Below are 15,331 nucleotides of genomic sequence, written 5' to 3'. Positions count from 1 at the left end.
AGCCTTTTATTTTTCACTAATTTCATATTGAGTAGGTAAACCCCTCTTATTGGAAATAACTTTAATCCTAATTTTCTTTTTATGAACATAAATAAGACCTTCTTTGATGTGTCTATTTATACGTTTTTTCAATCACTGTTGTAGATTTATTCCTTCTTCAACATCATCAAAATGATATCCTGTGATTTCAGAAATTTTAGACATTTCATCTGTACCATCAGCTGTTCACTTATGAAGTCCTAGTTGTCTTACTGAATCAGTAACATCATGTTCATCATAAATCTCACCAAATAGTTCTTCGATGATGTCTTCTAAAGTTATGATACCAACCACTTTTGAAGATTTACTTGTTTCAGTAACAAATGCAATATGTGTTTTCTTTAAACGCATAATTTCCAATACATTTGTTAAAATCATATTCTTTGAAACAAAAGGAACTTCTGCAACCATTTCTTCAGGTTTTCCTTCCGTCATAAAAATAATATCTTTTAAATGAACTGTACCAATTCATTTTTTATTTTTGATAAAAGGTAATCTAGAATATCCTGTGTAATCGAATATATCTTTTACCTCATCTAATGAAGTTTTTTCTGTGATTGTTATTACTTGTTTTCTTTTAGTAGAAACTGAACCAGCACGAGTTGAATCAAGATCAAGTGCATTTGAAGCAAGTGTAGCTTCCCTCTTTTCAATAACACCTTCTTTTCTACCAGTGTCAAGAACTTGTTTTAGTTCATTTTCAGTATTAGTTATTCCATTACCGATATTGATTTTACTTATTGGATAAGTAAAAGGGAAAAATAAGTAATTTAAGAATTCCATTAAAAATACAATTTTCTTTAAATATCCAAAAGCATATTTTCTTGCTAAAACTTTAGGGAGTATCTCACCAAAGATAACAATGATAGGTGTCATAACTAAAATTGAAACCAATGTTGCTATTTCCGTTGAGTTAAGTAAAGTACCCAGTATATAAGATATTAAAACAGAAGCACCAATATTTACTAGGTTATTCCCTATTAATATAGTTGCAAGTGTTCAACCAAATGTATTTAAGTGTTTTTTTAATAACTTCCCTGATTTTGTTTTCTTTTTCACTTCTAATGAAATCTTTGCAGGGTTAACAGATGAATATGCTGTTTCAGCTGCTGAAAACATTGAAGATAAAAGTATTAGTACAATCAATAATGCTATTAAACCGATTATAAGGGACGTACTCATTAATTTTCTCCTTTAGCTTTATCAGTAAATAATCCTATTGAAGGATCGAATGCTAAGTCAATATCACCAATCGCACCATTTCTGTGCTTAGCAACAATAACTTTTGTTGTTTGGTGTCTTAAGTCTTCTTCTGAAGTTTCTTCAGCTTTTTTATAATAAGCTTCTCTATATAAGAATGCGATTAAATCGGCATCTTGCTCGATAGCTCCTGATTCCCTGATATCTGACATCATTGGACGCTTATCTTCACGTTGTTCAACACGACGAGATAGTTGAGATAGAGCAATCAGAGGAACGTTTAATTCACGCGCTAATTGTTTTAGACCACGAGAGATTGCAGAAACTTCCGCTTGTCTATTATCACCAGATGAACCTTTAGGTCCTGCAATTAGTTGCATATAGTCGATAATAATCATATCAATAGGATGATTCTTGTGGTGCTTCTTAGCTTTTCACATTAATTCAGCTAATGTAAGACCTGGAGTATCATCAATATATAATTTCATTTGCGAAATTTTTTCTTCTGCAAGATTTGTTTTCTCTCAATCTAGTTTAGTCATAACATTCTTTTTATATTTGTATCCATCAACATATGAAACAGAAGATAGCACACGAGCCATTAGATGTTCTTTTGGCATTTCAAGTGAAAAGAATGCAACACTATGTTTTTTAGCGGCTGTAGCAGCTATATTAAGAGCAAAAGCTGTTTTACCCATTGAAGGTCTAGCAGCTAATATAACAAGGTCTCCTTTTTGGAATCCAGAAGTCATAGCATTGAAGTCTGTTCAATCCGTTGGAATACCCGCAAGCTCTGTTGAAGATTGACGCATTTCAATATTTTTAATTGTCTTTTTAATAATTGTCGCAGCGTCTTCGAATTCACCCATAGCAACATCTCTTGTAGAAGCAAGGATATCTGTTTCAACTTTTTCAATTAATTCATTAGCATCAACATCTTCTTTATCAAGATCTTTACCAAGTTGAGTAACAACAGCTTTAACTTTACGTAAGTGAGCTTTTTCTGAAATTACCTTTATGAATTTTGTAAGGTTTGATTCCAAAGCAGCTAAACCGATTAAAGTCCCTAAATATGCTTCTGCACCAATTTCGACAAATTGTCCTTTTTCTTTAAGTCTGTTAATAATAGCAGCAATTTCAATAGTTATATCTGCAGCTGCTAATTCTTCTAATGTTTCAAAAATTATTCTATGTCTTTTATCGTAAAACTCTTCAGCTGTAATATAACCAAGAGTATTACCAATTAAATGTTGATTAGAAAGAAGCAGACCTAAGACTGCTTTTTCAATTTCTATTGCACTATGTTCTTTAGCCATTGTTAACCACCTTAACTTGGATTATAGCTTCAACATCTTTATGTAGAGTAGCTGTAACCTTTGTGATTCCAATTGAAGCAATATGTATATGCGGTAATGCATATTTAGAAATAGTTATACCTTTTTCTCTTAATTGTTTAGTCACTTGTTTATTAGTGATTGAACCATGAACTTTATTGTTAATTGATTTAAGTCCAAATTCAAGAGTTATCTCTTCTAACTTTTTCTTCATTTCTTTAGCAGTTGCTAAATCTGCTGCTTCTTGTTCTTTAATTTTTTCTAGTTTTTTATCTAGAAGTCTTTTTGTTGAATTGTTTATAGGTAAAGCATACCCCTGTTTAATCAGGAAGTTTTTTGCATATCCATCAGCAACGTCTACAACGTCGTTGACTTTACCATTTTTACAATCTTTAATTATTATTACTTTCATTTTTCACACTCACAATCGCCTGTATTAGGTTATCTGCAAAGATTGATAATGACTCTTCTGAAACTGCTGCTGAAGCAGCGAAGTGTCCTCCACCCCCAACTCTCTCTGCTATAAGTTGGACATTAACATCTATTGATCTAGCTGATAATTTATATAATTTAGAACCTGGAATTTTAGCAATAACGAATGCTGCACGTCTTCCTTCTGTTCTAAGAATTTCATCAGCTGCTACGGAAATAACATCCGAATCAGCTTCGCCATCATATGTGGCTAAATAGTACCCCGGTTTAACTTCAATTAATTCAGTTAATATTTTTCTAATTGTTGTTGTTTGACTTTCTGATAATTTCAATAAGTTTGTTGCAACATTAGCCGTAGCTCCAAATGACTCTAATCATGAAGCGGCAGCAAATGTTCTTGAAGAAACTTGTTTTTGGAATTGTTTTGTATCTAGATAGATACCAGCCAATAGTAATTGAGCTGTCTCATGGGAAATCTTAATATTTCTTTTTGAGAATTGAATAATCTCTGCAACAATTTCTGATGCTGAAGAAACTGCTGTATCAACATAAGTATGTGATTTATGGATTCCTTCAGGTAATTTAGTAACCCTATGGTGGTCAAGAATAAATATATTACTTTCTTCAAAACCTTTTAAAGCATTAGGGTTCTCAGTACGAGTAGGTTCTGCAGTATCACATATAAATACTAATGTAGATGACTTAGAGAACTTATCTGCCTGAGTTGGTTTGATAAATAATTCTTTTGGACTTTTAACAAGTTGTTTAATAGCCTTTTTAGTTGTGTTATCGAATGTTGCATTAACAATGTATGATTTTTTGTCAAATGCTCTTGCCATTTCCACAATACCTCTTGTTGCACCAAGTGCATCAAGGTCAGCGAATTTATGACCATAAACAATAACGTTCTTAATTTTAGGATCACTCAATCTTTCAACAATGATTTTTGAAATTTGAGAAATCTTAACTCTTGATGATGATGAAACAGCTTCTGTCTCAGCACCAAAGTATTTGTAATCTTGATTTTGATATGCAACAGTAACTTGGTCACCACCACGGTTTTGTGATTGTGTAATAGCTTCTTTTGCAAGACTCATTAATTCATTAGGTAATGTTGAACCAACACCAATACCAACTGAAACTGTTAATTTAACACCATTAATTGATAATGCTGTATTAATTTTCGTAAATACTGAGAATTCATCTTTTATTAATTTATCTAAAGTTTCGTTATCTGTGAAAATCATAAATTTACCATTTACATATTGACGATAAATAATGTTATGTTTATCAACAAGTGAATCCAACATTTTCATAATTGTTGATTGAATTGCGAAAATCTCTTCTTCAGGTAGTAGTGATTGGTATTCTTGGAAGTTATCAATATCCAATTCAGCAACTACAGATTTTTCATTTTTATATTGTTCTAAAATAGAAGCTTTTTCAGTTACATCTCTTAGAATTATAGAATTTGATTTAGTAATAATACTTGCTTCATAAAAAATGTTGTTGTGTTTAAATGTGAAATCTGTTTTATTGTTGTGATAATGATCTTGAAATTCTTTCGAAATATCTCCTACGTTTTTACCAATCAATCTATTATTAAATCTTTCTGAAATAAATTTTGATGATCAGATAATAATTCCTTCACTGTTAAAGATAATTGTACCAATACCAGATGAAGATATTAATTCTTCTATGTAGTAATCGAATGATTTCTTAATTTCAACTCTTTGTCTTCTGATTCCAATTATAGAACCTAGAACTAGAATTAATGAAACAATAGATACAGTTGTAAATAGTATTAATAATAAGGTCCTATTCCCACCTGTTAACTGTGTTCCAATTAGTGTCATTCCGACTACCAATGTTACGGCTGCTAAAGTTAATAAACTCAGCAAAAATATTTTGTGTTTTTTATTCATAGAATAATTATATAACAAAGATATAAAAAAGATAGTATTATATACTATCTCTTTATAAAACGTTATTTAATTAACGTCTAATTCTTTCTTTAACGAATGGTAATAAAGCTACTAGTCTAGCTCTTTTGATTGCTGTAGAAAGAGATCTTTGGTGTTTAGCACAAGTACCTGTTACACCTGCAGAAAGGATTTTACCTTGGTTGTTGATAAATCTTCCTAATAATTCTGTATCTTTGTAATCGATGTAGTTAATTTTCTCTAAGTGGAAGAAACAAGGTTTCTTTCTTCTTACCACTTTCTTAGGTTTTCTATTAAATGTTGCCATTTTGGCCTCCTATAAGTCAAGCTCTCAAGGAACGTCTAAAGGGACATCCTTTGTTTGAGCTATCTCGTCTTTTTGAACTGATGAATTGTGTGTTGTATTAGTTGGTTGAGGAGTAGGTTGAACTGAAGGTTTAACTTCTGTTGCAACGTGTCCTGCTCTTTGTTCTCTTTGAGCTCTTGATTCAAGAGATTGAACTCTATCAGCAGTAACTTCATAACGAGTTACTGTTTCATCTTGAGCATTTTTGTATGTTGATGAAGAAAATCTTCCTTCAACTGATACTTTAGAACCTTTTGTTAGGTATTTCTCGATAAATTCCGCTGTTTGTCTTCAAGCGACAATAGGAACGAAATCAGCTTGATCTTCTCCAAATTGTCTACTTATAGCAACTGTGAATCTTGTATATTTGATTCCTGATGCTGTTTGATATGTTTCTGGGTCTCTAACTAAATTCCCTACTAATAGAACTTTATTCATTACTTATCCTCTGTTTTAGAAGCGTTTTGTCTAGCTTGGTAAGCAGCTCTTTCAGCTCTACGAGCTTCCATTGCAGCTTTTCTTTCAGCTTGTTTTTTTCTAAGTCTTGGGTATTTAGAGAATTTGTTTTCTACGAATGGTTTATCATAACCAGCTTCTGTAGATAAGTTGATTACTAAGTTTCTTCAGATTTCTTTTACAATGTTTGATCTACGGTTTCATTCTTGAATGTTTGAACCTTCTGATTCAACAGTTAACAGGAAGAATTGTCCTGTCATTGATTTGTTGATTTCATAAGCAAGATCTGTATTTTCTAGTTTTTTCACTTCAGCTGCTCCACCGAAAACTTCTTTTGCTTGGTTTTCGATAATTGCTGAGTCAGCTTTAGGGTCCAGAACTAGCATAATTTCATATTTAGCCATATTGGGCCTCCTTTTGGTCTCTGGGCATTACTGCCAAGGAGTAATTACTTACTCGTAAAGTATTATAACAAGAAAATACATAATATAAACCACTACGTGAATAAAAAAAGCGATTAACTCGCATTTTATTATTGATTATGTTCTTGTATCTTTTTAAGAATCTCTGTTTCAGGAAGGTAACCTTTAAAATTAAATACTTCTTTACCTTCTATAAAAGCATATGTAGTTGGTGTTCCAACAACATTTTCTTGTTCAGCGATTTCTTGGTAATCAGTGATTTTTAAGGCTGTTGTTGATACATCTTTATATCTTTCATCAAGTGATTCTAAAATTGGTTTTAGCATGTCGCATGTTCCACAATTTTCAGCGAAGATAATTACAAAATTCATTTTTGTATTTTTTAAGTGATCTAGAATTAATCTACCATCTTGTTTAGTTTCAGGTTTTGCTTCCATTATTAATTTTGCTGGATCCATTCCACTAATTCCTTCTGCAACATTTGTCATGTTGTACCCTTGTGAGAAAAGGCTTGTAATAGTAAATTGTGATCTACCACCTGAACCACACATGATGTAATATGCTTTATCTTTTTCTAGATATTTGGCGTGATTAGCAATTAGCTCATCTTTTTGGATATTTATAGCTCCTTTAACATGAGCCATTGCAAACTCAGCAGGTGTTCTAACATCGATTAATTCAATGTTTTCTGCATTTTCTTGTACTCATAATGCGGGTTCGTTTTTCATAATTATTCTCCTTCATTTCCGGTTTAATACCGAGCAATAATATTATATAGGAATAAATTTTACAAAATTATAATTTAAAATATTTTAATTAAAAAGTTAAAAAAATAATAATTTTAAGGCCTAAAATACACTTTTTAAGATTTAATTAAAAAAACAAGATTTTTTAGGGTTTTTGCATTTTTTCCACCTTAAAATCCACCCTTATTAGACAACAATTTACCCAAAATAAAAAACAAGTAACCTTGTTTTTTTGTTTTACAATTATTTAAAATATTTTCTTAATAACTGCTTTAAGTTTATTAATATTTTTACCTTTTGAAGCTGAAGTAATTAAATAATCAACTCCTAATTCATGAATTTGTTTTAAGGTACTTGAGATTTCTGTTTGTTTAGCTTTGTCGGCTTTTGTACCTACAATAAAGTAAGGACGTCCTACAGCCTCTAAATACTCAAACATATCGTAATCATCTGATGTTATACCTATCTTAGAATCAATTAGACAAAAAGTCATGATTAATTGACGTCTTTCTCCGAAATACTCCTCAACCATTTCAGACATTTTCTTTAATTCTTTTTTGGGCATCTTAGCAAAACCATACCCAGGTAAATCGACAATCATTTTTCCATCTTCATTTTCAAAGTAGTTAATTAATTGTGTACGCCCAGGTGTATTTGATGTTCTAGCTATTTTTTGATTAGCTAATGCGTTGATAAGTGATGACTTACCTACATTTGATCTACCTACGAAACACACTTCTTTTGCGTGTGTATTTAATCAATTCGATTTTTTTGATGCTGATACTATAAATTTTCACATAAACACATTATAACTTATATTTGCAATATAAAAAGGGCGAAACAAAAAATAGGCAAATTGCCTATTTTCTTTATCAACTATTATAGGTTGATGAAGTGATCGAATGTTCTTACGTATTGTGAAACGTATGAGTTTTCGTTATCGTATCATGTAATAATTTTGAATAATTTTTTACCGTCAACTGACATTTCTTTAGTCATTAGTGAATCAAATAGAGTTCCGTGTGTAGCTCCGATGATGTCTGAAGAAACGATTGGGTCAACTACGTAAGCCATTGAATCTGAAGCAGCAGCTTCCATTGCTTTGTTAATGTCAGCAACAGTTACGTCTTTTTCTAATTCAACAACAAGGTCAACAAGTGATCCTGTAATTGTTGGTACACGTACAGCGATACCATCTAGTTTACCGTTTAGTTCTGGAAGAACTTTACCAACAGCAACAGCAGCACCAGTAGTTGTAGGAACGATGTTCATTGCTCCAGCTCTGGCTCTACGTAAGTCACCGTGTGGTTTATCTTGAGTACCTTGGTCACCTGTGTAAGCGTGAACTGTAGTCATGAATCCTTTTACAAGACCGAATTCTTTGTTTAGAACGTTAGCAACTGGTGCTAAAGCGTTTGTTGTACATGAAGCAGCTGAGATGATTTGGTCATCTGCTGATAGTACTTCTTCGTTTACTGAGTAAACAACTGTTTTTAAGTCACCTTTTGCAGGTGCTGAAATAACAACTTTTTTAGCTCCAGCTTCGATGTGTGCCATTGATGCTTCTTTTGAAACGAAGAATCCTGTTGATTCAACAACACCGTCGATGTTAAGTTCTGCTCATGGAAGATCTTTTGGGTTTCTTTCAGCGTAGATTCTAATTGTTTGGCCGTTTACAATTAGTGAGTCTTCTGTTGATTCAACTGTTCCGTTGAAGTTTCCGTGTGCTGTATCGTATTTTAGCAGGTGAGCTAAAATAGCAGGTGATGTTAAGTCGTTGATAGCAACGATTTCATAGTTTTTGTTTTCAATCATTTGTCTAAATACTAGACGTCCGATTCTACCAAAACCGTTAATTGCGATTTTTTTCATATTAATTTCCTTTTTTAGTTTTCTATAATTTTTATAATGTTTATTGTGCTTGTAAGGCAGTATACTGCAGTCTTGAACTGCATTAAAATTATACAATTTTTTAAAGAAAAAGCAAGTATTTTGATTAAAAAAGCAGATACTTAGTATCTACGATTGTGCCCACTAATTGCAACAGGAGTTGAAAGTGCTCTTATTCTTTCCATTAATCTAGCTGATTTAGCTTTATCTGGATATTTTGCGCCTTGTGTTCTTGATTCTATTTTCTCTAACTCTTCCATAGAGTAGTTAGATGTGAAGAAAGTAGTTTTTTTATTATTCATTCTTGTTGATAAAACGCCAAGAAGAATATCATCTCTAAATCATGCAGTTACCGTTTCAGCACCTATATCATCTAAAAATAAATAATCAACAGTTCTTAAATCTTCTAGAAACTCTTCATATCCTGTTTTAAATTTTGATTTAATTATTGAAACAAGTTCAGCAACATTTAAGAATGCTACTTTATGTCCCGACTTAGCTAATGTGTTAGCCATAGCTTGAGCAATGAATGATTTACCAATACCCATTTTCCCATATAAGAAAAAGCCTTTTGGATTAGTTTCTTCAGCAACTTCTTGTTTAAATTTTTTAAAGAATAAACCAAATTCAATACGTTCTCTTGTTTGTTCCATATCTTCAAAACTAATAGTTTCATTAATAGGAGACATTGTTTGAGTAATGATATTGTCATTTATAGACAATTTCTTACCTCTTTCAGAAAGGATTTTAGACATTACTAAAGATCCATCTGGTGCAAGATTAAAAGAAGTGATATATTTTGGTTCCACTTCTTGTTCTTGCTCAGTTAGTATCTCTAAAAGTATGATCATTCCACTTTCTAACTGTTCTAAATTTATTTTAAGCTCTAAAACTCTAGCCGCAACACGAGGTATGGCTAAAGCTTTATCTATAATTTCTTGTTTTGTCATAGTGAATTATGAGAATAAGTCTGAGAATATTTCATCTAAACTCATATCTCCTCCTTCCGATATTATTTCTGAAGTTGGTTGTACATTAACCTCATGTTTTTTAGAAGCTGATGCTTTGTTTAATTCTTTTTCGATATCGTTTGAAGATGTGATGTCTGATTTATAGAAATCGTAAGCAATTGTTTCAACATATTTAGCAACAACTTTGTTATTTACTTCAAATGAATAATTTTGAATTGTATTTAATGATTGGTTTGAGAATCCTAAACTTCTTAATGTATCAAATGTTCTTGATAATGTAGGTCCTGCAATATCGTTTGTAAGGAATTTTGTAAACATTTCTGCTGAAAGTCCCTTAATTGCTTCTTCTTTATTTTCGAATGAAGGTATTGCAATTTCTGAAGTCTTTTGAATTTTAGTAGTAAGTTCAATATCGAATATCTCATGGTATTTTGCTGAAATTTCAACATAACCTGATTTATCAACAGTTTGTGTTTTATTTTCAAAGATGATTCTTTCAAGCTCTACTTCACCAATGGCGTTTCTTAGTTTATTAAGAAGTAGTTTATTATTTTGCATCTTCTTAATGTCTAATGGTTTTGAAATGGCAAATAAGAATGTTGATCTTTCTTGTTGTGCATATGTTCTCATTAAACCTACTGCCTCTAATGTTTTTCTTGCTGACAGTAAATCCTCTTTATTAAATTTAAGAGAGTTCATTAATGATGATAAGTGTCTGAAATCTATTTTAAAAGTTTCGATTGCCTCATCAGCTAATGCGTGGTATAAAGATACAGCTTTATTCCCGATAATTGGTAAATATAGTGTTCTAATATTCCTTAAATCATCCTGTGATACATACTCGTTTGCTTCTACTATATATTGATTCATTATTTCCTCCGATTTTGACCCAGTGATTAAGTGGTAATACTATTATAGATTTATCGAGGAGCAATCCCATATTTTTTTAAAAATTCAGCTATATTTTGTGTGTTTTTAGCATAGATATCCACAGTATCAAATGTCCTGAAACCCCTTTTATTAGTGTCTATTAGCGTATCGGAAAAGTTATCCACATTACTAATTTTATTTTTGGGGGTTAAACCCTTTAAATTAAAGACCATATCAAATAAATCGATAAAGTTAACAGGAGATCATTTTAATATCGGAATTTCCACAAAATCATACTTATTTTCCTCTAAATGTTGCTTAATAAAGGGGTGAACAATTAATTCAATTTTCTTTAAAATATCAAAATCTTCACTTATTAGTTTCTTTAATGCGTTTTTATTAATTTTTTTGTCATTAACAATACTTTCACCAAATTCATCAATCATCTTTTTAAACACTTCTGATTGTTCATTATTGTATTGTTCTAATACTCATGCATCGGTTTCATAGGTTGAATACCCGTATTCTTTTAATTTTCTTAAAAATGTTGTCTTTCCAACATTGGGATTTCCTATTATTGCTATCATAAATGAATTATATAAAAAAAGGCATCGCCTTTTTTAAAATATTATATTCTTGTATTTAACTTCATCCTTTTCTTTTTCAGTAGGATTCTCTTCTTCGAAAATATCATCTTGAATTTCTTCTATAGGTAATGATTCTTGTGAAGAACTAATGTTTATTGTAGGAATATCTAGTGGAGGTATTTCTTCCATTGAAGGAGTTTCAATCGCAGGAATATCCATCGGTGTTAATTCCTCCATAGGAAGTTCCGGTGCATTTTCAGAAATACTTTCTTCATTTGAAGTATTTGATTTATATTTTGAAAATTTATTAACTAATGATTTCAATTCATATCTCTGATAAAAATCGATTAATTCTTGAGTTACTCTAAACCTATAAGCTAATTCATCAAATGTATAAGGAATTTCAACATCAAATTTCAATGTTGCAATATCTCTACACATCATAGCCATTTCTTTATCATTAATAAGTTTTGTTTGAGTTGCTCCAGTGATTTCTTCTATATTTCTATAAATGTTTTCAACTGTTCCATATTTCTCTAATAATTTATTGGCACCTTTAATACCTATACCTTTTACACCAGGTAAGTTATCTGATGAGTCACCAACTAAACCTTTCATATCTGCAACTTGATTTGGGAAATGCCCTTGTGTTTCAAAGAAATTATCGTTAGTAATAACATTAAGATCTCTAACACCTTTGTTATTAAATAATACTTCGATATTCTCATCTACCAATTGAAGTAAATCTTTATCTGATGAAAGGATTTGAACTTTGTGTCCAGCTTCACTTGATTGTTTTGCAACAGTTGCAATAATATCATCTGCTTCTCAACCCTCAACTTCATATCATTTTATCCCCATCTTTTCAATCATCTCTTTAACTATTGGGAATTGTTGAATTAATTCCTGTGGAGTTTTTGAACGTCCACCTTTATAGTCGGGAAATATATCGTGTCTTCTTGTTTTCTTTTTAGCATCAAATGCTATCAAGATGTGAGTTGGGCTTTCTGTATATATTATGTTAGAAAGCATATTGTTCATAGAAAGAACTGCATTAGTAGGAATTCCATCTGATGTTGTTAAGATACCAGCTCTTGAAAATGCAGTTGCAAAGTATCCTCTATACGTAAGTGAGTTCCCGTCTATTAATAAAATTTTATTCATTTGTTTCCTTTCAAGGTTGTGCAAGAATGTAATTTTTCTTGTCATTGAACATGTTTACCCTTATTTTTGCTATGTATACTTTTTTGTCTCTTGACTTATGAATAAACTCTCATGTTCTATTAAATACAGTGAATTCAATTTTATTTGAAGAATCATGCGCAAGTATAACCGCAAATTCTTTTCCGTCTTTATTTCTTTTCTTATAAATCTTATCTACATAAATAGCTATTTCAACAGTGTCTTTTGTTTCAAGATCTTTAATACGTTCTTCTGTGGCATATGGATCTGTAAAGAATACATTGTAATTAAATCCTAGGAATTTATTTTCAGAGATAATCTCATTTTTAATGTTTCTTTCACTATGAACCATTTTAGGTTTTGCAATTAAATCGAAATCAAGAACTTTTTCACCTTCTTTTTTAAATGTGATCATATCAGCATATCTTATTGCAGAAGGTAATGTATCAAGAAGAACTTGCATGTGTGCAAAATTTCTTAAAGCATTTGATTGTATTAGTGATGTTATTGCTGCTTCACCAAGACCTGATAATTTTACACGAGCTACAAAATCAAAGAAGTCTTTAAATTTACCATTTGCATCTCTTTCATCCAATAGTTTTTTAGAAGCTACATTACCAAACCCTTTAATAAGTTTAAGTGGCATGTAAATTTGTTTTTCTTTATTGAATACTCTTGTTTCTGATAGGTTGATTTCAGGTGCATTCACAACAATATCTTTTTTCTTAGCTTCATTAACATAAGTTAATACAGCTTTTTGAGAATCAAGTGATGCATTTAATAGAGATGTGTAAAACTCTAATGGGAATCTTGCTTTTAAGAATGCCATTCTATATGAAATAACAGCATAAGCTACAGCATGTGATTTATTGAAACCATATGATGCAAAGGCTTCTATTGAATGGTATACATTATCAATTGATTCTTGTGTTTGCCCTTTTACTAATGCTCCATTTGTAAATTCTTTTTTTAGTCCATCAATTAAAGCCATTTTTTTCTTACTGATTGCTCTACGAAGAATGTCTGCTTGACCAAAAGACATTCCAGCAAATTCTTGAGCAATTTGCATAATCTGTTCTTGGTACACAATAATACCATATGTTCTTTTTGTGATTTTATCAAACTCTACTGAAACACTTGGAACTGATTCTAAGCCTTTTTTTCTAGCGGCATATGTTTTTATAAATTCCATTGGACCTGGTCTATAAAGAGATAATATAGCAGTTATATCATCAATACCAGCTACACCTACTGATGCTAATGTGTTTTTCATTCCATAAGACTCTAATTGGAATACACCATTAGTATCAATATCAGAAAGTAATTTATTTGTTGTTTTATCATTTAACTTAATTTTTTCAAGAACTAATCTTCTTTGGTAGTTGTCGTAAACTTCTTTCTGGATGTCTTGTATTATTGTTAAGTTTCTTAACCCAAGGATATCAATTTTTAGTAAACCATTTGCTTCCATATAATCCATTGAATATTGTGTTTGGTTATAATCATTTATTCCACTAATTGTTGGAACAGAATTTGAAATATCATTTTTAGAAAGAACTACACCAGCAGCATGTGTTCCATGATTTCTTGGAAGACCTTCAATACTCTTTGCAGCAAAGAATAACTCTTGCATCTTTGGATCTCTATCAATGTGAGCTCTAAAAGCAGAAACTTTTCTATATGTTGATTCTAATGTTTCCCCAAGTCTAATCATTTTTGAAAGAACATCAACTTCTCTTGGAGTAATCCCCATAGCTCTCGCTGAATCTCTTAAGGCCATTTTTGCACCTAATTTTGAGAATGTGATAATTAAAGCAGTTTTATTTTCACCATATTTATCAAACATATATTTAACAACTTCATCACGTCTACTATCTTGAATATCAATATCGATATCCGGCATAGTAACACGTTCAGGGTTTAAGAATCTCTCAAAGATAAGTTCAAATTTTATTGGATCAATATCAGTAATACCCAGAATGTATGAAACAAGTGAACCAGCAGCTGAACCCCTACCAGGACCTACAGCTATATCTTGTTCTTTTGCTCATTTAATTAAATCTCAAATAATTAAGAAATAATCTGAATAACCTAATTTTTCTATAATACCAACTTCATATCTAATTCTTTTTACATATTCAGCATCAAAAGCTTTTTCTTTTAATCTTTTTCCAATGTTGTCTTGGATTATATGTTTTAAGTATGCTGGTGATGTTAAACCATCTGGTGTTGGAAAACTAGGAAGTATGTTTTTAACTTCCGGAAATACAACATTACATTCTTTAGCGATAGCAATAGCTTGTTCTATCATAAGAGAACTAACACCCATTGGGTTGTAATTATAAGGTTTCATATTAAAGTCTTTTTGTTCTGAATTTTTAATGTAATTTAAAATAGTTAAAGCTTTATTATCTTCTTCCTTTAATGTTCTAGCTTCAAAAATGGCTACTCCGTTTGGATGTTCACCTTTTTCAACACCAACATAGTAATTGTGAAGTTGTAAAATTTCACCTTTAGTTGCATAGTGTCCTAAAGTTGGGTGATCTATTAAGAAGAGGTCTTTAACAGGTATATCTTTGATTTTGATTTCTTCATTACGAACTCTTTTTGATGAAAGTCTCACTAAATCTAAGTATCCATTATAGTTCTTAGCAAGAAGAACCATTCTGAAATCCTCAACATCAAGATCTAAACCGATTATTGGTTTAATCCCATTTTTTTTACATTTATCAACAAATTCGGCAACACCATACATAACGTTGTGATCTGTTATTGCAAGGGTATCCATTTTGTTTTCTTTTGCATATTCTATTAATGAATCTATCTTAATTGTTGATTCCAACAATGAATATTCAGTATTTGTGTGTAAGTTTACGTATCTAGACATACTTATATTTTAACAAATATAATGGA

The 15,331-nt window shown here is 31.0% G+C and carries 15 protein-coding genes; all 15 read right to left on the bottom strand.

All coding sequences use genetic code 4. The features are described from left to right. Positions 1-6: 6 nt before the first annotated feature. The 15 genes from ACOMC1_RS01990 to dnaE all read right to left on the bottom strand — a co-directional run bounded on the left by ACOMC1_RS01990 (position 7) and on the right by dnaE (position 15,305). Positions 7-1,221: a hemolysin family protein gene (locus ACOMC1_RS01990; RefSeq protein ID WP_420330973.1), complete on the bottom strand. Its 1,215-nt coding sequence runs from the start codon at positions 1,219-1,221 to the stop codon at positions 7-9. Beyond that, on the bottom strand, positions 1,221-2,555 hold the full coding sequence (gene dnaB, locus ACOMC1_RS01985; protein WP_420330972.1) for a replicative DNA helicase: 1,335 nt from the start codon (positions 2,553-2,555) through the stop codon (positions 1,221-1,223). Before dnaB ends, ACOMC1_RS01990 begins: the two co-directional genes overlap by 1 nt. Beyond that, positions 2,548-2,985: a 50S ribosomal protein L9 gene (rplI, locus tag ACOMC1_RS01980; protein ID WP_420330971.1), complete on the bottom strand. Its 438-nt coding sequence runs from the start codon at positions 2,983-2,985 to the stop codon at positions 2,548-2,550. The genes dnaB and rplI overlap by 8 nt, the downstream gene beginning before the upstream one ends. Then, on the bottom strand, positions 2,966-4,930 hold the full coding sequence (locus ACOMC1_RS01975) for a DHH family phosphoesterase (RefSeq protein ID WP_420330970.1): 1,965 nt from the start codon (positions 4,928-4,930) through the stop codon (positions 2,966-2,968). The genes rplI and ACOMC1_RS01975 overlap by 20 nt, the downstream gene beginning before the upstream one ends. Before the next feature lie 70 nt (positions 4,931-5,000). Next, a complete protein-coding gene (gene rpsR / locus ACOMC1_RS01970) occupies positions 5,001-5,255 on the bottom strand; it encodes a 30S ribosomal protein S18 (RefSeq protein WP_420330969.1) in 255 nt (84 codons plus the stop codon). Between the two features lie 9 nt (positions 5,256-5,264). Then, a complete protein-coding gene (locus tag ACOMC1_RS01965; RefSeq protein ID WP_420330968.1) occupies positions 5,265-5,732 on the bottom strand; it encodes a single-stranded DNA-binding protein in 468 nt (155 codons plus the stop codon). Beyond that, a complete protein-coding gene (gene rpsF, locus ACOMC1_RS01960; RefSeq protein ID WP_420330967.1) occupies positions 5,732-6,154 on the bottom strand; it encodes a 30S ribosomal protein S6 in 423 nt (140 codons plus the stop codon). The genes ACOMC1_RS01965 and rpsF overlap by 1 nt, the downstream gene beginning before the upstream one ends. A gap of 128 nt (positions 6,155-6,282) precedes the next feature. Further along, entirely contained in the window at positions 6,283-6,900 is a 618-nt protein-coding gene (locus ACOMC1_RS01955) for a rhodanese-like domain-containing protein (RefSeq protein WP_420330966.1), read from the bottom strand. A gap of 265 nt (positions 6,901-7,165) precedes the next feature. Next, entirely contained in the window at positions 7,166-7,717 is a 552-nt protein-coding gene (gene yihA / locus ACOMC1_RS01950; RefSeq protein ID WP_420330965.1) for a ribosome biogenesis GTP-binding protein YihA/YsxC, read from the bottom strand. 80 nt (positions 7,718-7,797) lie between these two features. Further along, positions 7,798-8,790 carry a type I glyceraldehyde-3-phosphate dehydrogenase gene (gene gap / locus ACOMC1_RS01945; protein WP_420330964.1) on the bottom strand — a complete coding sequence of 331 codons (993 nt, stop codon included), beginning with the start codon at positions 8,788-8,790 and terminating at the stop codon, positions 7,798-7,800. A 140-nt stretch (positions 8,791-8,930) separates the two neighbouring features. Further along, positions 8,931-9,758 (bottom strand): ATP-binding protein, encoded by an 828-nt coding sequence (locus ACOMC1_RS01940; RefSeq protein ID WP_420330963.1) that lies wholly within the window; start codon positions 9,756-9,758, stop codon positions 8,931-8,933. 6 nt (positions 9,759-9,764) lie between these two features. Further along, a complete protein-coding gene (locus ACOMC1_RS01935) occupies positions 9,765-10,649 on the bottom strand; it encodes a hypothetical protein (protein WP_420330962.1) in 885 nt (294 codons plus the stop codon). Positions 10,650-10,699: 50 nt separating this feature from the next. Beyond that, a complete protein-coding gene (locus tag ACOMC1_RS01930) occupies positions 10,700-11,236 on the bottom strand; it encodes a dephospho-CoA kinase (protein WP_420330961.1) in 537 nt (178 codons plus the stop codon). A 33-nt stretch (positions 11,237-11,269) separates the two neighbouring features. Then, positions 11,270-12,400, bottom strand: coding sequence for a 5'-3' exonuclease (locus ACOMC1_RS01925; protein ID WP_420330960.1), 1,131 nt, complete (start codon positions 12,398-12,400; stop codon positions 11,270-11,272). After that, on the bottom strand, positions 12,393-15,305 hold the full coding sequence (dnaE, locus tag ACOMC1_RS01920) for a DNA polymerase III subunit alpha (protein ID WP_420330959.1): 2,913 nt from the start codon (positions 15,303-15,305) through the stop codon (positions 12,393-12,395). Before dnaE ends, ACOMC1_RS01925 begins: the two co-directional genes overlap by 8 nt. Positions 15,306-15,331: the final 26 nt, after the last annotated feature.

It is taken from the genome of Mycoplasma todarodis (assembly GCF_965212735.1).
Lineage (GTDB): Bacteria > Bacillota_I > Bacilli_A > Mycoplasmatales > Metamycoplasmataceae > Mycoplasma_K > Mycoplasma_K todarodis_A.
This window is presented reverse-complemented; position numbering and strand designations above follow the sequence as displayed.